At 41.8% G+C, this 23,190-nt stretch carries 20 protein-coding genes; 14 read left to right on the top strand and 6 right to left on the bottom strand.

The genetic code is table 11. The features are described 5' to 3' along the window. The first annotated feature begins 1 nt into the window (after window position 1). The 7 genes from prsK to ACVCDT_RS09060 all read left to right on the top strand — a co-directional run bounded on the left by prsK (window position 2) and on the right by ACVCDT_RS09060 (window position 7,689). Entirely contained in the window at window positions 2-2,020 is a 2,019-nt protein-coding gene (gene prsK, locus ACVCDT_RS09030) for an XrtA/PEP-CTERM system histidine kinase PrsK (protein ID WP_447132442.1), read from the top strand. Between the two features lie 21 nt (window positions 2,021-2,041). After that, window positions 2,042-3,400 (top strand): PEP-CTERM-box response regulator transcription factor, encoded by a 1,359-nt coding sequence (prsR, locus tag ACVCDT_RS09035; RefSeq protein WP_447132443.1) that lies wholly within the window; start codon window positions 2,042-2,044, stop codon window positions 3,398-3,400. A gap of 5 nt (window positions 3,401-3,405) precedes the next feature. After that, complete coding sequence (locus ACVCDT_RS09040) at window positions 3,406-3,804, top strand: CidA/LrgA family protein (RefSeq protein ID WP_447132444.1); 399 nt, start codon at window positions 3,406-3,408, stop codon at window positions 3,802-3,804. After that, window positions 3,797-4,510: an LrgB family protein gene (locus ACVCDT_RS09045; protein WP_447132445.1), complete on the top strand. Its 714-nt coding sequence runs from the start codon at window positions 3,797-3,799 to the stop codon at window positions 4,508-4,510. The genes ACVCDT_RS09040 and ACVCDT_RS09045 overlap by 8 nt, the downstream gene beginning before the upstream one ends. A 92-nt stretch (window positions 4,511-4,602) precedes the next feature. Further along, window positions 4,603-6,306, top strand: coding sequence for an Lcl C-terminal domain-containing protein (locus ACVCDT_RS09050; RefSeq protein ID WP_447132446.1), 1,704 nt, complete (start codon window positions 4,603-4,605; stop codon window positions 6,304-6,306). A 1-nt stretch (window position 6,307) separates the two neighbouring features. Then, window positions 6,308-6,805: an Lcl C-terminal domain-containing protein gene (locus ACVCDT_RS09055; protein ID WP_447132447.1), complete on the top strand. Its 498-nt coding sequence runs from the start codon at window positions 6,308-6,310 to the stop codon at window positions 6,803-6,805. An 89-nt stretch (window positions 6,806-6,894) separates the two neighbouring features. Next, entirely contained in the window at window positions 6,895-7,689 is a 795-nt protein-coding gene (locus tag ACVCDT_RS09060) for a YggN family protein (protein ID WP_447132448.1), read from the top strand. 47 nt (window positions 7,690-7,736) lie between these two features. Here the strand turns inward: ACVCDT_RS09060 and ACVCDT_RS09065 are convergent, their stop codons facing one another. The 4 genes from ACVCDT_RS09065 to srmB all read right to left on the bottom strand — a co-directional run bounded on the left by ACVCDT_RS09065 (window position 7,737) and on the right by srmB (window position 11,297). After that, window positions 7,737-8,180: a RidA family protein gene (locus ACVCDT_RS09065; protein ID WP_447132449.1), complete on the bottom strand. Its 444-nt coding sequence runs from the start codon at window positions 8,178-8,180 to the stop codon at window positions 7,737-7,739. Window positions 8,181-8,255: 75 nt separating this feature from the next. Beyond that, window positions 8,256-9,398 carry a radical SAM family heme chaperone HemW gene (gene hemW, locus ACVCDT_RS09070; RefSeq protein ID WP_447132667.1) on the bottom strand — a complete coding sequence of 381 codons (1,143 nt, stop codon included), beginning with the start codon at window positions 9,396-9,398 and terminating at the stop codon, window positions 8,256-8,258. Window positions 9,399-9,419: 21 nt separating this feature from the next. After that, complete coding sequence (locus ACVCDT_RS09075) at window positions 9,420-10,037, bottom strand: XTP/dITP diphosphatase (RefSeq protein ID WP_447132450.1); 618 nt, start codon at window positions 10,035-10,037, stop codon at window positions 9,420-9,422. After that, window positions 10,038-11,297: an ATP-dependent RNA helicase SrmB gene (gene srmB / locus ACVCDT_RS09080; protein WP_447132451.1), complete on the bottom strand. Its 1,260-nt coding sequence runs from the start codon at window positions 11,295-11,297 to the stop codon at window positions 10,038-10,040. Between the two features lie 268 nt (window positions 11,298-11,565). Between srmB and ACVCDT_RS09085 the strand changes: the two genes are divergently transcribed. From ACVCDT_RS09085 to ACVCDT_RS09110, 6 genes are all read left to right on the top strand, one after another. Next, on the top strand, window positions 11,566-13,869 hold the full coding sequence (locus tag ACVCDT_RS09085; RefSeq protein WP_447132452.1) for a TonB-dependent receptor: 2,304 nt from the start codon (window positions 11,566-11,568) through the stop codon (window positions 13,867-13,869). Window positions 13,870-13,888: 19 nt separating this feature from the next. Then, a complete protein-coding gene (locus tag ACVCDT_RS09090) occupies window positions 13,889-14,569 on the top strand; it encodes a Fe2+-dependent dioxygenase (protein WP_447132453.1) in 681 nt (226 codons plus the stop codon). An 81-nt stretch (window positions 14,570-14,650) separates the two neighbouring features. Continuing rightward, on the top strand, window positions 14,651-15,208 hold the full coding sequence (locus tag ACVCDT_RS09095; protein WP_447132454.1) for a dioxygenase family protein: 558 nt from the start codon (window positions 14,651-14,653) through the stop codon (window positions 15,206-15,208). Window positions 15,209-15,422: 214 nt separating this feature from the next. Further along, window positions 15,423-16,601: a PrnB family protein gene (locus ACVCDT_RS09100; RefSeq protein WP_447132668.1), complete on the top strand. Its 1,179-nt coding sequence runs from the start codon at window positions 15,423-15,425 to the stop codon at window positions 16,599-16,601. Next, window positions 16,598-17,731, top strand: coding sequence for an aminotransferase class V-fold PLP-dependent enzyme (locus ACVCDT_RS09105; protein ID WP_447132455.1), 1,134 nt, complete (start codon window positions 16,598-16,600; stop codon window positions 17,729-17,731). Before ACVCDT_RS09100 ends, ACVCDT_RS09105 begins: the two co-directional genes overlap by 4 nt. A gap of 174 nt (window positions 17,732-17,905) precedes the next feature. Then, complete coding sequence (locus ACVCDT_RS09110) at window positions 17,906-18,478, top strand: type II secretion system protein (RefSeq protein WP_447132456.1); 573 nt, start codon at window positions 17,906-17,908, stop codon at window positions 18,476-18,478. Window positions 18,479-18,559: 81 nt separating this feature from the next. Here the strand turns inward: ACVCDT_RS09110 and ACVCDT_RS09115 are convergent, their stop codons facing one another. Both ACVCDT_RS09115 and ACVCDT_RS09120 read right to left on the bottom strand, forming a co-directional pair. After that, window positions 18,560-21,394, bottom strand: coding sequence for a M16 family metallopeptidase (locus tag ACVCDT_RS09115; protein WP_447132457.1), 2,835 nt, complete (start codon window positions 21,392-21,394; stop codon window positions 18,560-18,562). Window positions 21,395-21,561: 167 nt separating this feature from the next. After that, on the bottom strand, window positions 21,562-21,753 hold the full coding sequence (locus tag ACVCDT_RS09120; protein WP_447132458.1) for a DUF3185 family protein: 192 nt from the start codon (window positions 21,751-21,753) through the stop codon (window positions 21,562-21,564). A 223-nt stretch (window positions 21,754-21,976) separates the two neighbouring features. Between ACVCDT_RS09120 and ACVCDT_RS09125 the strand changes: the two genes are divergently transcribed. Further along, complete coding sequence (locus tag ACVCDT_RS09125) at window positions 21,977-23,188, top strand: pyridoxal-phosphate-dependent aminotransferase family protein (RefSeq protein ID WP_447132459.1); 1,212 nt, start codon at window positions 21,977-21,979, stop codon at window positions 23,186-23,188. Window positions 23,189-23,190 lie beyond the last annotated feature (2 nt).

The following is a 23,190-nucleotide window of genomic DNA, read 5'->3' on the forward strand; positions in this document are numbered from 1 at the left end:
TATGCTTGGTACAGTGGGTTATATTTTAAGTGCATTTGGCTATGCGCTGTTGGTGTTATTGTTACTAACGGTACGTAAATCAGGCTTAGCAAAATATCTGTTAATTTTAGCTGCAGGGGCCACCTGTGTATGGTCGGTTGCCCCTCTCTTAATTAATCCTTACTCGCTGCAAACTATGTTGTTATTCGACAACCTTAAGTACCTGTTTTGGTTGTTGTTTTTGGCTTCTTGTTTAAAAGATAATTTTACCAATCTAATTGAAGTTTTGGCGCGCAAAGAAACTTGGCTGATTCTGGCCTTGCCTTTTACTGCTATTGCTTTGCCCTTTATGGGGGTTGCCATACAGTCTTGGCAATTTGTAATACAAACCTGCATTGCCCTACAAGTTTTGGTATTGCTCGAACTGATATATCGTCAAGCTGGCGAAAATAGATGGGCATTAAAACCATTAGTGTTATTTTTAGCCATTACCAGTGTGTTTGAGTTTGTTACTTTTGCCAATGCCTTAATGGTGGGGCAAATTCACCTGCATTATATTGCCGCTCGCGGTTATATCTATTTTGCCTTGCTGCCTTTTTTAGTATTAGCCATAAGGCGTGTTAAAAACTGGGGCGTAGAGATCTATATTTCTCGCGATATAGTCATGCACAGCACCTTACTCTTGGTGGCCGGTGGATACTTATTAGTGATGGCCTTATTAGGCTATGCAGTTAAGTACTTTGGAGGACAGTGGGGCGCCACCATACAAATTATTTTAATTGCGCTGTCGTTGGCCTTGTTAATTACCTTGTTTTTGTCTTTAAGTTTTCGCACCAAGATTAAGGTATTCATAACTAAGCACTTTTTTGCCAATCAGTTTGATTATCGGCACGAATGGTTAAAGTTAACTCATTGTTTAGATGCAAAAGACTCACAAGCTAATCCTTACTCCACAGCGTTAAAAGGTTTTATGCAGGCCATTGATTATCAATCTGGTTGTTTTATTCAATGTACTGGCGATAAGTTAAAAATCTTGGCTGATGTAGACAAAGCCCAATTAAGTGAAGATGAACAAAGTGTACTGTTAACCTTTAGCGCCTTTTTTAAGCAAAAAAATTGGATTATTGATGTAGAAGAGTTAAGAACCAAACCTTACATTTACGAAGAGCTTAAAATTAATCACGGTTTGTTAAATAGTCTGTCGTTTCAATTGGTGTTGCCAATATACAAAGATGAGCAAATCTGGGGCATGGTGTTAATGCAAGGGTCAGATAATACCAGTAAAAAGCTGAACTGGGAGTTGCGAGATTATTTAACTGCAGTCAATGCTCAGGTATCTAACTTTTTATTTCACCACCAAGCCGCAGAAGAGTTAGCCGAAAACGCCCAGTTTGCCGCCTTTACTCGAATGTCGGCCTTTGTGGTGCATGATCTAAAAAACGTGTTAGCGCAAATTGATTTAATTTTATGTAATGCCCAGCAACATAAAAATAATCCTGAGTTTATTGATGATACTTTTGAAACTCTGCATCACACTAAAGCTAGAATGGATAAAATGCTGCGCCAATTAACCGAAAAAGAAACTTTGCAAGATGGCGCCGAAAGTTTAGTGTCCTTGCCCGATTGTATTGAACAAGTCATAGAGCAGCGTTGTGCGTCGTTTTTGCCTAAACCCCAAATACGAGTGACATCTCACACCCCAGTGGTGTTAGATAAAGACAAATTCAGTAATGTTATTTATCATTTAATCAGTAATGCTCAGCAAGCTACAGCAGATGATGGCAGTATTGAGGTAGAATTAGGGTTGTCAGTAGATGAAAAGTCTATGCAAATTAATATCATTGATTCTGGCTGCGGCATGAGTGAAGAGTTTATAAATACTCGATTATTTAAACCTTTTGATACCACTAAAGGCAACGCAGGCATGGGCATAGGCGCCTTTGATGCCAAAGCCTATATGGAAAAAATTGGTGGCCAACTCTTGGTAAAAAGCACAGAACAACAAGGCACAACTTTTACATTAATAGTGCCAACCAACTAAGAACAATAAGGGTAAAATTTCATGGATAAGATATTAGTCGTAGATGACGATTTAGGGATTCAAAAACAATTAAAGTGGAGTTTTAGTGGTTATGAGGTCGTCTTTGCTGAAGATAGAACCTCAGCCATAGCTCAACTCAGACGCTTTGAGCCTAAAGTTGTTACCTTAGATTTAGGTTTACCTCCTGATCCCAGTAATGCCAGTGAAGGCCTGGCTACCCTAGAAGAAATTTTAGCCTTAGCCCCACAAACTAAAGTCATAGTGGTAACAGGCAATAATGATAAAAAGAATGCCCTTAAAGCCATAGGTTTAGGCGCATACGACTTTTACCAAAAGCCCATAGATTCAGATACCATCCAAATTTTGGTTAGCCGTGCAATCAACTTATTTGATCTGGAAAAAGAAAACCGTCATTTAGCTGAAGTCGCCCCAGCCATGGATCGAATCATTGGCCAAAGTGAAGGTATTTTAAGTGCCAGTAAAAAAGCCGAACGAATCGCGCAAACCGACATTAGTACTTTGTTATTAGGTGAAAGTGGCACAGGCAAAGAAGTATTTGCTCGCAGTATTCACGAACACAGCTTACGTAAAGACAAACCTTTTGTGGCCATAAACTGTGCCTCTATTCCAGAAAACTTATTAGAAAGTGAATTATTTGGCTACGAAAAAGGTGCCTTTACCGGCGCTAATAAAACCACTCCAGGAAAAATTGAGTCGGCGCAAAATGGCACCTTATTTTTAGATGAAATAGGGGATATGCCCATAGGTTTACAAGCAAAAATGCTACGCTTTTTACAAGAAAGGGTGATTGAACGCATAGGTGGGCGCAACGAAATTCCAGTAAATATACGGGTGATTTGTGCAACCCATAGAGACATACCCGCTATGGTAGCTGAACAAAGTTTTAGAGAAGATTTGTTTTATCGTATAGGTGAAATTAGCATCCTTATTCCGCCGCTAAGAGAGCGTGATAACGATGTAGTGTTATTAGCCAAAACCTTTTTAAGTCAATATAACCAAGAGTTTAAGACTAAGTTAAAAGGCTTTAGTGATGCCGCTATCAAAGCCATGAAGCAACATCCATGGCCAGGCAATATCCGCGAATTGCAAAACAAATTAAAATCAGCGGTGATCATGGCCGAAGGCACCCATATTCAAGCCGAAGACTTAAGTCTAACTATTCAAGATGACATGCCAAGTATGGAAAGCTTAAATTTAAGAGAAGTACGCGAACAAGCTGAGAGCCGAGCCATACGCAATGCCTTTTTAGTGGCTGAGAAAAATATGTCAAAAACGGCAGAGTTATTAGGCGTGACTCGTCCGACTTTGTACTCATTGATTGAAAAATATCACTTAGAAGACATCAAAACTGGCGCTTAGTGATTTTGGCGTTTTCTCTAAAAGCCTGTTCTAAAGCAATCTTAGGGTTACTTTGGTTATTGGTTTTTTGGGGCCTGGGGTTAGGGTTAAGCCAAGTTATTGCGTTGCCTCCAGCTTTGCTGGGCTTGTTGTTACTTTTTGCTACTTTGTTAGTTTTAGGTCGTGTTCCCCAGCCCTTAATGTTGGTGAGCCAATTCTGTTTACGTCATTTATCGTTATTTTTTATTGCCCCTTTATTAGCAGCGGGCTACTACTTTGAGCAATTAGCAGACAGGTGGTGGCTGTTTGCAGTGGCTATCGCATTCAGTACTTTTTTAAGTTTGTTGCTGACCGCTTGGTTGGCTAAAAAAATGCGGGTGGGGGCTTTGCCCCAAGCCACATCACAAAAGTCCAAACATGATTGAGCTTCAACAGACTATGTTTGAATTATTAACTTATGTTGGGGTGGTTGGGGCCACGCTAGGTGCCTACTTGTTGGCACTGGTATTGTTTAGTTGGCTGCAAAAAAACTTGCTGTTTCATCCCATATTGTTAGCCGCAGGGCTAATCATTGCCATGCTGTATTTGTTTGGGCTGCCATTGCACAGCTATCAAAACTATATGCAACCTTTAGCATGGTTATTAGGTCCGGTAACTGTCGCCTTAGCTGTACCTTTATTTCAGCAATTTAAAACTCTTGCGCATACAGGCAGTGCCAACCTAGTGGTGATTATAAGTGGGGGTATTTTGGCGCCGCTAAGCGCCATTTGCCTATTGTGGCTCTTGGGCTTTGCCCCCAGCGAATTAGGCTCGGTTTTGACTAAATCTATCACTACACCCTTGGCTATGGATACCGCAAGTCTAGTGGGTGGAATACCAGAGTTTGCCGCAGCTATTGTGATTTTTACTGGATTGATTGGGGTATTGTTTAGTCGGCTGGTATTTAAACTAACTGGTTGTCATAGTCCCGAAGCTCAGGGCTTATCCCTAGGCATCATTGCCCATGCCATAGGCACCGCTCATGCACAGCAACTAGGCTCAAAAGCTGTGGCATTTGCGACTTTAGCCTTATGTATTAATGGCGTACTCACTGCCACTATTTTATCTATCATGTTTTATTGGTTAAATTAATCTGGGTTGCCAAGAAATTGGCGTGTGGTTGGTATACTTAGTGCATGTTATATAAACATTTTTTGATTTTTATAAGCTAAATTTAACAAACTATGACTGCCATACACTCTTTGATCATTAGAATAAGTGCGATGTTGCTCTTGTTAGGCTGTTCGGGCGGTGGCCTAGAAAATGACTCGACAACACCCACTCCTAAAGTGCTAGTTAATATTGGTGCAGCTAAAACGGTTAACGAACAAAGTTTGGTAACTTTGTCTGCTCAGGCCAGTGGCCAAACCGAGGAGCTAAGCTATGCATGGCGCGCCAGCCCGACGTTAGCCATAGAGCAAGAAGATCCCAGTGTTGGCATTGCTACTTTTATTGCCCCTGTCACCACTGAAACTCTGACTTATACCATCACAGTGACAGTCACAGACTCAGAGGGTAATCAGGGGAGCGACTCTGCAATTTACACGATTTTGCCAGTTAATATTCCCCCAGAAGCCATAGTGCAAGTACAACAATATCCGGGGCTAGCGAAAAATCAGTTTCCAGCGGGTTACGAAGTCACTTTAAATGGTATGCAAAGTAAAGATGACGATCCAATCGATGAAAATGTGCCTATAGTGGCCTATAACTGGCAACAAACCGCCGGAGAAGAGGTATTAAATGGCATTAGCACACAGGGCGATAGTCTAGCCTTTTTTACTCCAGTTTTAGAGGTTGCCAGTAGTATAACTATCAGTTTAACTGTCACAGATGCCGAAGGTGCTGAAGATACCGAATTTGTCACCTTAACGGTTCAAAGTGCCGCCGAGACTTTACCAGAGGTCAATGCTGGGGTTGATCATAATGTGTTTTCAGGTGAAAGCATTAACTTAAATGGGCAAGCCAGTACCACTGTGCCTGCCGCCCAGCCTCTAAATTATTTGTGGCTGAATGACTCAGAAACCGACCCTCAAATTGAAGATCTCAATGCCTTACAAACTGTGGCCGTGGCCCCAGCCGTTAGCAGTGCAGAGTTAATTACCTTTACCCTTAGGGTGACAGACGCCCAAGGCAATAGAGTAGACGATGAAATAACAGTGACAGTAAGGCCTTTACCTATTCAACCCATCAATGATACTGGGGTCATTCAACAAGCTACAGATACACAAATACTTAGTGCTTATCAAGCCGATTACCCTGGCCAAGACGGGCAGCGTGGGCAAGATATAATTCATCAAAATGGCTTATCAGAAAAAGCCGGCCGTGGTGCGAATGGCTTTGATTTTACTCGCCTTGATGAAAGCGGAGATGAAGTTGATGATGAAGAAAACCTATGGCACTGTGTGCGCGATAATATCACTGGGCTAATTTGGGAAGTGAAAACTGCTCCCACTAGCTCTGATTTACACAGTAATAATGCCACTTACGAATGGTATCAAATATTAGCTAACGGCGAGCAATCGGGAGATTTCTCTGGAAGCAATGGCAGTTGTTCATTAAATAATTGCCAAACTAAAGCCTTAATCGATCAGGTTAATCAACAAGGCTTATGTAACTTTCGCGATTGGCGCTTACCTACCCATAACGAACTTCTATCTATAGTGCATTTGGGTCAAAGTTCTGGGCCAATGATAGACACAGATTATTTTCCTAATACCGCGAATGGGTTAACTGCACCTATTTGGTACTGGACTCAAAACGAAAGTGCAGACGGTATGGCAAATGGTCAAGCGCATAACGCTTGGGCCATTGACTTTGCCACAGGCAATGACAACTTTTTAAATAAATCCACTGCAGCAAGAGTGCGCTTGGTTAGGGCAGGGCGATGATATGAAAACTTTATTATGGCTAACCTTAGCGTTTTCAACTTGGGCACAAAGCCAAACCTGTTTAACCGATTATGATCCCAACCTGTTAACTAAGTTTGTGGAAAACGGCGATGGAACAGTAACAGATACAGAATTAGGCTTAGTTTGGATGCAATGTAGCTTAGGCCAAACCTGGCAGAATGATACCTGCGAAGGTGATGCTAGCGAACTGACTTGGCAACAAGCGCTGATAAGTGCCCATGGTTTTACCTATGCAGGGCAAACTGGTTGGCGAGTGCCCAATGTTAAAGAGTTGGCCAGTTTAACAGATCATGCGTGCGTAAGGCCGGCCATTAACACTGTGGTTTTTCCGAATACCAGCTCAGACGATTATTGGACTTCTACCCCTTCGGTGATAGATCCAAACAGAGCTTGGGTGGTGGCATTTTTTAATAGCAGTAATTCGTTAAAAGAAAAACGCTTGTTTGTATTTACTCGTTTAGTCAGAACCGCAGATTAACTTATGTTTTATTCGACTTATCTGATTGGCACTTGCATTTTGGCGGTTTAAAGGCAGACTAGCTTTGAATTCTTAGCTCTCGGATTTATATGCGCGTTATTTTATTTACCTGGTTATTATTTAGCACTTTGTATAGTGCCTCTGCTTTAGCTAAATCTAGCTGTGAAGTGGCACTAAATTATGGTGTGGTAGTAACCGACAAACAAATTCGAGTGTTGGCCGAAAAAGGTCGAACTGTGTATCAAATTAACCATCCGCATCAGTTGATGGTAAAAGGCCATTGGATCACCCTTACCCCAGAGCAAGAACAAGATCTGGCTGAGTTATCAGCCGGTATTCACCAAGTTGTGCCAAAAATGATTTTGTTGGCTAATGAAGGGGTAGAGGTTGCAGTAGAAACCATCAAACAAGTTTATGGCGGTTTAGTAAAAGACGACAAAAGCCAGAAAAAACTACAAAAGTCTTTAGAGCGCGTGCAAATGAGCGTGCGTGAAAAATTTATTCGAGCCAACGACAATTTTTATATGGGGCCAGGAAGCTTAGAGCAAGTTAATGATCTGGTAGACAGAGAATTAGAAGAGCAACTAGAAGAAGCCATAAGTACCTCAGTGGGTGGCATTTTATCTGCTATTGGTGGCTTAGTGGCAAATGGCGAAGGCAGCGAAGAAAAAATTAATGCCATAGCTCAACACTTAGAGACTATGGGTGAAGAGCTTGGCCAGTCGGTTGGCCCTAAAGCTGAAACGCTAAAACTAAAAGTAGAGTGGTTCTGTAATAAATTCAAAGAGTTAGATAAGCTAGAAGACAAGCTAAGAGGCTCGGTTAAAGAACTACGAGATTATAACGTGTTAATTACTGGCACTAACGCTTATATGAGTGAATAGCTGCTATCTTGCAGCAATATTCACCCTCTATTCACCTCAAGCAACTGTTACTGCTCTGGTAAGTACACTTGTACTTCCACTTCTACCATCACACTAGGTTCGTAAAGACGGCTGATTTGAATCCAACTGGCTGCTGGATATTGATTGGATTTAAAAAATGCTTTACGTACAGCACTGGCTTTTTTTAAGGCTGGCATGTCTGTGGTATACACCACCTCTTTTACTATATGACTGGTATCGGCATTGTAGTCTTGTAAAATTTTGCTGATTTTTGCATAGACATTATGGACTTGCTCTGGCATATCTTTACCGCCAGCCACTACCCCAGACAGGTACAAATTGCGGCCCTGTTGCACCACTTGGGCGTAACCAATTTCGGTTTCCCATTTTGAGTAATACTTGCGTTCTAACTCTGAATTTGCCAAAGCGTGAGAGCTAAGGCTCAAAGTCAGCAGTAAATTGCCGATCAAAAAAACTAAAGACAGTTGCATATTTATCCCTTAAAAGCAGTTAAGTGCTTGCCAGTATAGTCAAAATTTAGTGCAACAAAACCCTAACGTTATTGACTAAACCATCATTTCTAACAAGGTATTAAGATAACGTCTGCCTAAAGGCGTAACTTGCCAATGCTCAGCGGTTTCTGTGAGCAAGCCCTTTTCTCGAGCTTTGGCTAAATTGCTGTTGGTATAGGCATCTAGGGCTAAGCCTGTAAAATCTTGGTAATCGGTTTTAGGGCAAGGCTCAACTAACCTAAATCTATTCATAAAAAACTCAAAGGGTAGATCTGCATCTTGAACCACTTTAGATGAGTCAGTGTAGGCGCGGGTGAAATCCATATAACCTTTAGGGTGTTTGACTTTGACTGTGCGAATAATTTGCTGTTTGTCTGCTAGAGTGATTTTGCCATGTGCCCCACAGCCAATACCTAAATAATCACCAAAACGCCAATAATTGAGGTTGTGCAAACATTGTTGTCCAGGCTGGCTATAAGCCGATATTTCGTATTGCTCAAAACCTGCTTGCCTTAACAAAGTATCCCCTTGCTCTTGAATATCCCAAAGCATGTCATCTGCCGGTAATGTAGGCGGTTTAGAATGAAATTGGGTGTTGGGTTCAATAGTAAGTTGATACCAAGATAAATGAGGCGGCTTTTGACTAATGGCGGTTTGTAAATCAAAGAGCGCGTCTTCTAAGCTTTGTTTAGGCAAACCATGCATAAGATCAAGGTTAAAGCTATTCAAGCCAATTTTACTGGCTAAAGCTGTTGCTTTAAGTGCTTGATTGTCATCGTGAATACGCCCTAAAGCAGTGAGCTTGTCAGGCTGAAAACTTTGCACTCCTATGGAAATTCGATTTACCCCAGCTGCAACAAAATCGGCAAACTTCTGACTTTCAATAGTGCCAGGATTGGCTTCCATGGTAATTTCAGCATCTGCTTTAAGGTTAACCCGCTGTTTGACTCCAGTAAGTATGGTTTTGATGCCCTCGGCTGAAAATAAACTTGGGGTGCCGCCGCCAATAAAAATACTGTGGATCTGTCTGTCGCCAACCAATTTTGCATCTTCGGCTAAGTCATCGAGTAAATGGTTAATGTATTCTTGTTCGGGCAGATTTTGTTGCTTTTGGCCATGGGAGTTAAAGTCACAATAAGGGCACTTTTGTACACACCAAGGAATATGAATATACAGGGATAAAGGAGGCAGCCTCAGTGGCACAGCAGCAGACAAAGTCTAGCTCGCTTGCTGTTGTAATTGAGCCAACATCAATTTTAAGGCTTTACCTCTGTGGCTAAGCTGGTTTTTTTCTTGAGCTGTGAGTTGTGCAGAACTGCAATTTTGTTCGGGCAGCCAAAACACAGGGTCGTAACCAAAGCCATTATCACCTAGTTGTTGAGTGGTAATTTTACCTTGCCAGTTTCCCTGACAAATAATAGGAGTGGGATCATCGGCATGACGCATATACACCAATACACAGTAAAATTGCGCAGTACGTTGTGATTCTGGAACCTCTGCCATTTGCGCTAAAAGTTTCACTATGTTGCTTTGGTCTGTGGCATCTTGGCCAGCATAACGTGCCGAATAGACACCAGGCGCCCCACCTAATGCATCAACCGCTAAGCCCGAATCGTCGGCCATTGCGGGTAGGCCAGTTTGTTTGGCCGCATGACGGGCTTTAATAATGGCGTTTTCTACAAAAGTGCTACCGGTTTCTGCTACCTCAGACACTGAAAAATTACTTTGTGCTAATACTTCAATGCCTAGGCCTTGCAGTATATTGGCCATTTCTTTGACTTTGCCTGGATTGCCTGTGGCTAAGACTAATTTATTGGGAAGCTTTGCATTCAACATTTATGCTTTAGGTCCTCGGCCTTTTTTCTTATGCTTTTTTACTTTCGCTTGACGCTTGGCTTTTAATTGCGTCTTTTTAGTTTTGGTGCTGACTTTTTTCTTTGTAGGCGGTTTAGCTTCTTTATTTTGCGGACGTAAATCAGCAATAATCCGGCGTTTTAACGCTTGTTTAGTGTAACGTTCAATTTTTGGCACTATGGCAATATCATGTGCTTCAACTAAAGAAATTGCTGTGCCTTTATTTCCAGCTCGCCCTGTACGGCCTATGCGGTGCACATATACATCAGCGGTACGAGGCATGTCGTAATTGATCACATGGCTGATGTTATCAACATCTATGCCCCGTGCTGCTACATCAGTTGCGACTAATATTTTTACTTCGCCGGTACGGAATTTTTCCATAGCAGCATTACGTTTATCTTGTGGCATTTCACCTTGCAGCCAGCAACATTCAATCCCCTCGGAGTTTAGTTGGCCTACTAAGGTTGCTAAACGTTCTCGGGTTTTGACAAAGACTATTGCGGTTTCAACTTGCTGTTTAAGAATATGGGTGAGCAAGGCTAGTTTGTGATTGGCGTTGTCGGCTAAGTGGATCCACTGATGGATCACGCCTTTTTCTTTACGACTAGAGTCAGCTTCAAGAGTAACGGGTTCGTTTAATAAATCCCCAGCAAAGCGCTCAATGCCTTTGCCTTCTAAGGTGGCCGAAAACAACATGCTCTGTTTGCGCCAGCGCGCTTCTGCGGCAATTTGATTAACTACCGCTGAAAATCCCATATCTAGCATACGGTCGGCTTCGTCTAAAATTAAGCACTCTATGTCGCGGCAATCAAAGCTTTCTTTTTCGATATGTTCAAACAAGCGCCCTGGGGTCGCCACCAAAATGTCGAGATTTTTTTCTAATAAGTCGCGGTCAGTGCCGTAGTTTATTCCACCGGTAATAACCCCACAGGCAATGTGCGGCAAGTATTTGCTGATGGCCTTGGCTTGCTCAAATATTTGCAAAGCCAATTCACGGGTTGGGGTAAGAATTAATATTCGGGTTGAGCCAGGCTGTCGCCTAGGATAATCCAATAAAAATTGACAGGCAGGTAATAAAAACGCGGCGGTTTTACCTGTGCCTGTTGGCGCTGAAGCTAAAATATCTTTGCCATTCATCGCTTCGGGAATAACCAGCGATTGAATGCTAGTGGGACTTTTATAACCTAAGTCTACCACCGCGCGGATTAAATCATCGTCTAGTTCTAATTGTTCAAACATCTAAATATAAGCCCTGTTTATTCGTTGGCTTGGGAATTGTAGGGGATTATAAAGCAGTGACAGAGAATTGCTTAAGCATTTTTAACATAGTCTGACTAATCCCGCTTTTTTCATCTGGCAGATCCTGAGTCTTCGCTAACCAGCCTAACTTATTTCTACTTTGCATCTTAATGAGAATTGTTATCATTTGTATTTACAATTGGTTTTTGCTTAGTTATGCTTGCTGCGAACATTCACCATTAACCTTATCCACGGGATTTTTTACACTATGTCAGGTAAAACACACACACATAACAGCTTAGGTTCAAAAGCACTCTTTACCACTTTGGCCTTTACCTTAGGGCAAGCCAATGCCGAAGTGTTGGCAGAAAACTGCGAGGAAAACAATACAGAATGCAGTGCGCAAGCCATTGAACTCATCAAAGTACACGGGGTTAAACATTCTTTATACAATGTGAAAAATTCGGGTGATCTGCGCCGGGTGGCAGAGCTAAAAGATACGCCGCAAACTATAACGGTATTAACCAAAGATCAGATTATTGAATCGGGTAAAAACGATCTTAAACAGATTCTTGCAGCGCAAGCAGGAGTGACACTAGGTACAGGTGAGAATGGTAATGCCTTTGGTGACCGTTATATTATTCGGGGTCACGAAGCCCGCTCAGATGTATTTGTTGATGGATTACGCGACCCTGGCATGACAACCAGAGAGAGTTTTGCCAGTGAACAAATTGAAATTACTAAAGGACCTAGTTCGACTTTTGCTGGACGTGGCTCGTCGGGGGGGGCGGTCAACAGTATCACTAAAAAGGCCTCTACTGCTTATGATTTTGGGCGAGTTGATGCCAGTATAGGAACAGATGAACATCACAGATTAGTATTAGATTACAACACCCCGGTCAGCACTAATTTTGCCACACGAATTAATTTGCTTAGCACTCAAGAGCAAGCGCCTAATAGAGAAAATATTAGTAGAAGTCGAGATGGTTTGCTGTTGTCTGGTCTGTACGACAACCTTGATGATCTTAGAGTTTACACTGACTTTTATTACTTAAAAGCCCAAGACACCCCAGATTTAGGTAGCTATTTTGACCAAGCTAGCCGCTCTGCAGTAGCAGATATTCCTGTGTATGCCCAACAAGAAGACTTTTTAGACTCAGAAGTGTGGGCATTTACAGTGCGCAGTGAATATCAAATCAATGACAATTTAAAATTTTACAACGCCACCCGTTTGGGTAAAACCTCAAATGGCTACCTATCAACAGGCGCAATAGGAACAGTACGAGCAGATGAAGACCCCATTGCCCCAGGTCAAAATACTATCAGTCTAAGTACTCACCAAGGCTGGCAAGAGGTTGATTATTTTGCCTCGCAATTTAACCTGTTTTGGGATCTTAGCCACAACCAAGTTGAGCACCAAATATTAGTGGGGGCAGAGTTTAGCGATGAGCAAGTAAATAACGGTGTGTATAACCTTAATTATACTCAAGCGAGTAACTGCTTGACCTCTGGTCGGCGTGGTGTGAGTGCTAGTTATTGTTTGCTTGATGGGGCAGGTGAGCTCTACCCAAATGCCCAATCGTTAATGGGGCGCGAGTTTAGCCAAGGGGATTCTGATGCCTTGTTCTCAGCCAAAACCATTGCAGCTTATGTTATGGACACCATTACTTTTAATCAAGACTGGCAAGCTTTTGTGGGGTTACGCATAGACAATATTGATTACAGCAATGATGTCGTCAGTCGAGGTGATGCACTTAGTTATGCCTATAGAGATAACTTTTATAATGGCCATTTGGGTGTAGTTTACCGTTTGTCAGATGACGCTAATCTGTATGCGACTTATTCAACTGCCACCAATATTAATGGAGGGGAATCTGATTTAGGAGCCAATTGTGGATACGGTGGATTGTGTGGTGATCCAGAGCAAGCCGCTCTAGCTGATCCTGAAACGGTAGAAAATATTGAGCTAGGCACTAAATGGTCGGTATTAGACGAGCAGCTGTTTATTGCCGCAGCAGTATTTCAAACTACTAAGTCTGATGTGATGGAAAGTGTAGGCGATGCTTATTCTACTCTGGGTACCTTAAACACAGGTAAAAATCGGGTAACCGGCCTTGAGTTGGCAATGAATGGCAATCTTACCGACAAGCTAAGTTTGCAAATAAGCGCCGCAACTATGCAATCTGAAGTATTAGATTCAGTTGAAGCCAGTAATATTGGCTTAGCGTTAAGTAATTTTGCCGATAAAAGTTTTTATACTCAATTACGTTATCAACTTAGCCAAGATTTGGCGGTAGGCGGAGATTATACCTACAAGAGCGAAATCTATGGTGGGCAACCCGATACCGCTGCGTCTTATAATGCCGAATTGGGCGATTACAGCATAGTGGTGCCAAGTTATGCAGTGGTGAACCTGTTTGCTAATTACACTTTATCTGATGCAACCACATTAAGATTAAACCTAGGCAATGTAGCTGATACCGAATATTGGACTGCTGCTTACCGTTCGGGGGCTTTTATGTATTTGGGCGATGGGCGCTCGGTAAAAGCCTCGATTACCTACGAATTTTAATCTATTAAGGAGTATTACCATGGTCTTGATTGAGCAGCTTTTATCTAAACCACAAGTGCAAACTTTTCGTAAAGCACTGAATCAAGTGCCATGGCAACAAGGAGCAAGTACAGCCATGGGCATGGCGGCAGCGGTTAAACAAAATGCGCAAGCCGATCCCCAAGCGCAACAGGTTAAGCAGCTGACTAATGATTTACTGGGGATCTTTGGGCAAACCCCTAAATTAATGTCGGCGGCCCTGCCGCATAAAATTTTTCCGCCATGTTTTAATCGTTATTGCCAAGATCAAACCTATGGGTTTCATGTGGATGCCGCCATAATGCGCATGCCTCACAATCAAGAGGTTTTGCGTTCAGATTTGTCTATGACGGTTTTTTTATCTGAAACAGACGAATATCAAGGAGGCGAACTGATAATACAAACTGAGTTTGGTAAGCAAAAAGTAAAGTTAGCGGCTGGGGATGCGGTGTTATATCCGTCTAGTAGTTTGCATAAAGTGACGCCAGTCACTCAAGGACAAAGAATAGCAGCCATTAGCTGGATCCAAAGTTTAGTGCCCGACAGTTTTATGCGTCAGACTTTGTATGAACTTGATCAAAGCATACAAGCTTTATCGCAAAATTCGGCCACTGACCGCGAACAACTCGACAAGTTACATCAGGTTTATCACAATTTAATTCGACAACAATCACAGGTATAAAAGATGGTATGGGCCAAAAATTATAAGCTAAATCTATTTTTTCACGGCGCTTTATTGTGGCTAACTTTATGGCTTGCTTGTATGAGCGCGCCAAGTTTGGCTCAGGTTGATCCTGCTTGGCTAAAAAGTTGGCAAATCTCTGTGGCAAACCGCCCAGCAACACTAAGTTCTAACGCACAGATGACAACAGCTAATGAGCCAGGTGCGACTTTTATAATTAATGGCCAAGTGTTTAATCCCGACGGTCAAACCCCTGCCGCAGGTGTGTTAGTGCTGGCTTACCATAGAGACCAAGCCGGCTTTGATTTTGGCAAGGGTGATAAGCGCACCAATAGTTGGCGAATTCAGGCTTGGGTAAAAACCGATGAACAGGGCAGGTTTAAGTTAACTAGCATTCGTCCAGGAACAGATCATTTAGGCCGCGAAGCAGCGCATATTCATTTTACCATTGAGTCAGAAAAGTATGGCCGCCAATGGTTACCCACAGTGTATTTAGCTGACGATCCTATTATTACCCCAAAACTTATTAATCAATCTAAGCAATATGGCAGGTTTGCTAACGTGCTTGAAGTAAATAAACACCAACAAAGCCAACAGCTTAAGCTAAATTTACGTTTAAAAGCCGAGCCTGACTTTTAAGCCTAAGCAATAAAGGTTAGCGCCCTGCAAACAATGTCTTCACTTTCGTTTATAAATGGAAGCTAAAGGTTACACTCAGGCCAATCCTCAAGCCAAGATAATGCTATTTTTAAAGGCCTAAACTTGATTAATAAAGTCTAGCTAGGCACCATTATTGTTTACCCGCAAGCCTGTGGTAGTGCTTGTGGTGATGACCTTTAAAAATTGGATAAAGATGAAACAGCTGACGCCTAAAACCCAAGCCTTTGATAATTGGATCCGCAAGCAATTTGTGCAACTTAACGATGAGTTAGAGAGCTTATATTTTCAACAAGAAGATAAGGCCAATGTGGCTGGCGTGGGTGATGAGATCAAAACTGAGCTTGAATCTCAAGGGCGTGCGCTTATTAGTGAATTATTAGCCGAAGGAAATACCGATCAAGGCTTTGATAATGCCTTTGATCTGTTAGGCAATGTGGGGTTATTTATGGCGGCTTGTCGTCGTCATGAAATTACCGAGCCTACCCGAGAAACCCATTCTCCTTTGGTTGAGGCGTCGGCCTTAGCTATGCACATTGGTGCATCTATTGGGGTTACCCCGCGTTTTGCGACTGCCCACCTAACCACTCATAATAGTGCGCACAATGGCGTGTATAAACGTTTTACCAGCTTGGCTGATGAAAAGTTATTTGTTGATTACAATACCCGTGGCATTTTAGCCTATAAACGCGCTGCTGATGCTTTATTAAAAATTCAGCCTTTAGGCATTTCACATCCAATGTGTGTTGATTTGTTGGTGGCTTGCCAACAAGCCTTACAGCAAGTCATTGATTCAAATGCGATCTTATTTGAACGCTTAGACGCAGAGCGCTTTTTTTACTGTGTGCGTCCTTATTACAAGCCTTATCGAGTGGGCTCTCAAGTCTTTCGTGGCGCTAATGCTGGGGACTTTGCTGGCATTAATGTGATAGATATGCAGTTGGGCTTATGTGTGGCCAATGATCCTGACTATTCACAATTGTTGGTGGATAAATTTTTGTACATGATGCCAGAAGATCAAACTCTGTTACGTGATTGCATGCGCCGTGAAAGCTTAATGAATAAGTTTTTAGCGGCGCAAGATCAAAGCGACCAAGAATGGTACCAAACCAATCTAACTGAATTTTTGAAAGCCTGTGAATTACATGGAGAAACCGCTGATCAGCATCATGAACAATTGGTTAATAAATATATAACTCAACCCTCTAATGCCTTATCGCAAGTTCATTTAAATACAGTCACAGCCAGTGGTCCACCCTTATCTGCCTTATTAAGTGGATTAGAAAAACTGAAAGATAAACGCATGGCTAATCCTCGCCAAGACATATTAACCCGCTTTGAGGATATTCAGCGTTTAAAAGCGAGCCTAAAATGAATTCAATAGCTGCTGTTAACCCATTTAAAGGGGATTTTAGTTTACCTGCACAAGGTAGTTATTTATTAAATCATTCTGTGGGGCGTCCACTAAAAAGTGCCGAATCGCATTTTTTAAGCCATTATTTTTCACCATGGCAGCAAGGTAATACCGAACCTTGGCAAGACTGGTTAAGCCATATCGAAGTTTTTCAACAACAACTGGCTAAATTATTTAATCATCAAGGGCAGTATTTTTGTCCACAAAGCAATTTATCCAGTGGGTTGTGCAAATTATTGCAAGCACATACTAGGTTTCAGCAGTCTGCTTGCCAAATATTAATGAGCGAACAAGACTTTCCGAGCATGGGCTTTGCTGTGCAACAAGCTTTGCCACATGCACAAATACACTTTATTCCGTCTGAATATGATATGACAGACATACAAGTGTGGAAGCAATTCATCACTGAACAAATTGATTTAGTTTTTATTAGCCAAGTGTATTCAAATACTGGCCAGCAAGCGCCTGTGCATCAAATAGTGCAAGCTTGCCAAAAACTAGGAGTATTGAGCCTAGTAGATGTTGCCCAATCAGCAGGAATTTTGCCCTTAGATCTCAGCTTGGTTGCCCCAGACTTTATGCTAGGTTCGGCGGTTAAGTGGCTGTGCTCTGGCCCTGGTGCTGCTTATTTATGGGTTCATCCCAAACAGTTAGCCGCTTGTGCACCAAAGGATGTGGGCTGGTTTTCCCATGAAAATCCCTTTGAGTTTGATATTCACAATTTCCGTTTTCACCAAACGGCTCTTAAATTTTGGGGTGGCACCCCTTCTATTGCGCCTTATGTTTTAGCCGCCCATAGCCTGGCTTATTTTAACCAACTACCTACAGAAGCAGTGCGAACACATAATTTACAACTATTGGCGTTGTTACACTCAGCCTTTGCTGAGAATTGTGTTTCACCTAGCTCAGCAGAGCGTTGTAGTGGAACCGCTATATTGCAATTTGGTCAGCAACAAGATGAGGTTCTTGCTGCACTAAAAAAAGCCCATATAGCAGTCGATGCACGTAAATATGGAATACGTGTCTCACCTCATATTTATAACGATAAAGCAGATATAGACCAGCTAATAGCAGTGATTAAATCAATATAATTGTTTAAATGTTACAAATAAGATATTGAAATATATAAACTTTATGGCATAAATTGGCAGCTTAGTTTGAAGTTTGCTTGCGTATTAAAGTAAATACCTTTGAATCTAAAGTACTATTTTTTGCGCAATAAAGTTTTTATATAGTAAAAGTCCATGTTGAAGTTGGTATAAATTATGTTGGTGAATAATCTATCTAGGCGCTCGCCTATTAAAAGGCAATCGGGCTTTACCCTAATTGAACTTATTATAGTGATAGTTTTGTTAGGGGTGTTATCAGTAACTGCCGCTCCCAAATTTATTGATTTAACTAGTGATGCGCATATTTCTGTTAGTAAAGCCACAGCAGCGGCTTTTAAAAGTGCGGTGAAATTAGTTAATTCTGTGTACAGAATCCGTCAAACTACTCCTATTCAGGTGGTAGGTGGAACTGTGAATATAGACACCACTACAGGATACCCAACTGGCAGCGGCAGTGGGGCACAATTTTGCGTGAATTTGTGGAATGATTTATTAGCCAATGCTGAGCCTGTAACGGGGCAAACTAATCCAAGTGCAACTTTAACTGAAGGTTGGAACTCCTTTGGCAATTCTTCAGCTTGTTCTTATGGCAAAAAGTTCGAAGACAAAACTTTTGGCAGTGGTGACTTGCCGCATTTTGTATATTACATTCAAGATGTAAGTTCATTTAACTTTAATGGTCAAATCTATGGCGGCAAAGCCGGTGAGGTTCAACTATTTAATATGTAGATGCTTAGGTCTATAAAAGAGTTTAAACAACAAGAGGCGGTATTTACCGCCTCTTTTTTTTGCCGTTAAAACTTTAAATGATTAGTCGCTGGTGGGGTTGAGTAAAACAGGTGGTTGCTTAAAGCCTAAAGCCCGCATTCGCGGCAGTTGTGACTGTGCATCCCCCACTACTAGCCAAATCATCTGGTTAACATCTAAATATTGTGTAGCCAATTGTTTAACCTGTTTAACTGTGATGTTTTTTACAATTTGTTCACGGCTTTTAACGTAATCATGTGGCCAATTGTACTTGCTGATATTGTCTAACAATCCAAGTTTGGCATTGGCGGTTTCAAAGGCCCTAGCGTTGCTTTTAATTAAATAACTTTGGCTAGTTGCCAGATCTTGTTGGGTATAATTACTCGGATATTTTTCAACTATTTGTTTAATTAGTTCGGCTGATTCTAAGGTCACATTGGAGCGTACCTGAGTAAAAATTTGAAATGGCCCCGGGCTGTGACTTCCTGAAAAGCCAGAAAAAATACCATAGGTATAACCTTTGCCTTCGCGTAAACTTTGGGTAAGTTGAGACGCAAAGCCGCCTCCTCCTAGTATGTAGTTCATTATGCTAGCAGGGTAAAAATCTGGTGCGGTAGCTGCTAGGGCAGGGTAACCAATAGTTAGCACACTTTGTTTGGCACCAGGTACATCGTAAAAGTAGACAGTGGCCGGTTTTGCCATGTTGTAGCTAGGCAAGGTAGGTAGCTTAACTTGAGTGGCTTTCCATTCGGTTTTTAACTTAGCAAGCTGAGCTAAAGCAGAGGCTTTATCTAAGGCCCCAACAATATGAATACGGCTAAGTGATGGTGAAAGGTTTTGCGCATAAAAGTGCTGTAAATCTGCCAGCTCTATGTTTTGTACAGAGCTCAGAGTACCTAAAATATTTTGCGCTTTTATATGTTTTTCGCCATACAGAAGTTGCTTAAATTGTTGACTGGCAATCTGTCTGGGAGAAGCTTGTTGTTGGCGAATTTGTGCCAGTGTTTGTTGTTTTATGGTAGCAAATTCTTGTTTGTCCCACCTAGGTTGTAACAGCATTTCTGTGACTAATTGCATTACTTGAGGGTAATTTTTTACCAAAGCGTTAATTTGAATACGCAGATCTTCTGGGCTGGCTTCAATCTCTATGCTTGCGCCTAATTGTTTGATGGCGTTTTCAAGTTCTACCGCTGTTTTATCTTGGGTGCCGCTAGTTAACATTTGCGCCAGCATATTGGCTAGCCCTGCTTTATTAACAGGCTCTAACAGTTGCCCGCCATCTATCACTATGTCCACATTAACCAAAGGCACTTCATTATTTTCAATACCTAAAATTTGCATCTGGTTTAACTGAGCTTGCCAAATGTGCGGTAACTTAACCTCTGCTTGTTTGCCATAAGGCGGCTCTTGTGAACGGTCAAAGGTAGAAGGGGTTTTGTTATAACTAGCGTTAACATTAGGGTTAACTTGTTGCTCCGCACCTTGCACTACTTGTTCTTCTGTGACCTTAGCTTTAGTTGAACCTTCAACAGCTAGCTCAATTTGCCCTTTAGGTACAAAGCTAGTTATCACTTGGTGTTGATTCTTTATGTATTGGTTATACACACGTTTAACATCTTCTGTAGTAACACTAAGTAAGGCGTTAATTTCTTGAGTTGCATAGCCTGGGTCGCCTTTATAGATGTTGTAATAAGCCAGTTGGGCACCTTTGCCTATTACACTAGAAAGTCGATTATAAAATTGGGTTTCTTGGGTGGCTAAAATACGCGCTAAATCTTGTTCAGATATGCCGTTTTTTTCAAATCTAGCAAAAGCCTGATCTATGCCTTGATTGACCTGATCTAAATCTACCCCAGGGTAAGCGCGAGCAAAAAAGTAAACTTGCCCAGCAAGTTCACTGGTTTGATGGTACATAGACACATTGGGAACCAGTTTTAGTTCTTCAACTAACACCTGATACAAAGGCGAAGATTTGCCTTCTGCTAAGTATTCAAATAACACGTTAAGGGCATATTCATCTTTGTGATATTGCTCAACAGTGGGGTAGACCCGGGTTAATTGGGCAAGTTTGGCAAAGTTGTCTTGGTGATAGCGCTTTTTAGTTTGGCTAAGTTTTACTTGTTGTTTTTTTAGCGGAGTAATAGCTTGGCCAGGTTTAATTTCGGCAAAATACTTTTCTACCCACTTTTTAGCCTGAACAGGATCAAAGTCTCCGGCTAAGGTGAGGGTGACGTTATTTGGCACATACCAACGGCTGAAAAATGATTTTACATCTTGCAAAGTGGCAGCTTGTAAATCTGCTAAGGAGCCAATCACTTGCCAGTGGTAGGGATGATCTTCAGGGTACAGGTTTTGATCTATGACTTGAAAGTTATGTCCATAAGGAGCGTTGTCGCTACTTTGACGCTTTTCGTTTTTAACTACCTGTTTTTCTTTTTCTAACACTGCTTCTGTTACAGTGTTAATAAACCAGCCTAATTTATCGGCTTCGGCCCATAACATTTTTTCTAACGCATCTTTAGGCACAGTTTGTAGATAATTGGTTCTATCGCGTGACGTCGAGCCATTTGCTCCCGATCCGCCAATACGCGCCGACATTTTATCTAGCCCGCCTTTGCCTAAATTTTCTGACTCTAAAAATAATAAATGTTCAAATAAATGTGCAAATCCGGTGCGGCCTGAAACTTCACGTGCTGAGCCTACGTGGGCAGTTAAGTTTACCGCTACCACAGGATCAGAATGATCTAAGTGAAAAACCACCTCTAAACCATTGTCTAAAGTGAATTTTTGATAATTCACACTAAAGTTTGGGTCTTGAGTATTGGCTTGGGCATTAACCAGTTGCAGCAAGGGGCTACATAAAATAACTAGCAGGGATTTGGTAAAATAGCTTTTCATAAGCGAGCTTAAAGGTAGTTGAATAAATTAACCTAAAATAATGACATATTTAGTATTAGGCGAATAGCCTAGAAGTGGCAGCAGCACAAAGGCTTTTGTAACAGAATAAGAATAAAAAGGTCAGGCAATTAAGGCGGTTTAAAGCTGAATCGCCTGATTTAGAAACTTTACTTTATGCGCATTAGGCCAAATGCCACACAAATTACCCCTCCCACCATGCCTAGCCAGGCTTCTATTGGGGTATCACCACTTAACGCGCGGCTTATCTGCGCGCCGGCAGAATCAAAGACATTGTAGCCCCATACTGCTAGTGCTACGCCAATTACAATCAAAACTATGCCTATCAACTTATTATTCATTGGGTTTCCTTTTACATATTTTTTATGCTGACAGCCGCTAGATTGACATAATTTTAAAAAATAATCGATGACCAACTAACCGCCCTAAATTAGTCTGCTTAGAATGAATCCATTTAGCCTATAAAGACTGTGTATGATGAAAATAATGAATATTTGCTGACCTATTGCGCAATATACGTATACTCAAAAATTCGCTTTATTTGTTTAGATTAAGGAAAGTTAAGTGCGGATCAAGTCGCCTACAGGTATTTTGTCTTTGGATAGTATCTTGCCCGAAGAACCTCTATTAATGATGGGGGCAGGGCCTGTGCCTATTCCGGCTAAAGTTGCAGCAGCCAACGGTATAGTCATCAATCACCTTGGCGAAACTATGGCGCAAATAATTGAGCAAGTGAAATTAATGTCGCGCTATGTGTTTCAAACTGAAACTGGACATATTCTTGGTGTAGCAGGGCCGGGCTCGGCAGCAATGGAAATGGCGGTGGCAAACTTAGTTGAACCAGGCGCAAAAGTATTAAGTATTTGTAATGGCTTTTTTAGTAACCGTTTGGCAGAAATGGCCGAGCGGGTTGAGGCCGAGGTAGTACGTGTAGTAGTTGAAGATGGGCAAAGTGCCGATCCTGAAATTGTAAAACAATATATAGTGCAGCATCAGCCGCGAGTGCTAACCATAGTACAGGGGGAAACCTCTAACACTGTGTGTAATAAAGACTTAGCCGCTATTGCTGCGGTCGCCCAAGAACATCATTGCTTGGTGATAGTAGATGCGGTTTGCACCCTAAGTACCATGGAGTTTGATATGGACTTATGGGGCATAGATGCAGTGATTACCGGCGGACAAAAAGGCTTATCTTGTATACCAGGGGTATCTTTGATCGGTTTTTCTGCGAAAGCTTGGCAGCATATTCAAGGTCGCAAAGACCAGTTAAGACATTGGTGCCTAGATGCCAAGTTGGCCGATCAGTTTTGGTACAAAAAGTCTTATCATTACACCGCGCCCGTATCCGGGATTTTAGCCATACATGAAGCTTTACGCTTAGTCTGTAGCGAAACCTTAAAGTGTCGCTTTGATCGTCACTTACGCAGCTCGCAAGCCTTGCAAGCTGGGATAGAAGCCATGGGCCTGGAACTATATGTAAAACCACAAGCCAGATTAAATTCTGTGGTTGGCATTAAAGTGCCAGAGGGTATAGCTGCGCAACAACTTTTAAGCACTATGTCTAAACGTTACAAGGTTGAAATATCTGGCTCTTTTGGTGCCAATATTGTGCGTATAGGGCAAATGGGCGAACAATGCCGAGCGCATAATTTGTTTAGAACCTTGCATGCTTTTGGCGCCAGTTTTAATTTGTTAGGGCAAAAATTAGATTTACCAGCAGGTATGGCGGCCTTGGAAAGTGCACTTGATCAATATGATTTTGTGGATCAAATCTAGGT

Source organism: Paraglaciecola aestuariivivens (assembly GCF_052983255.1).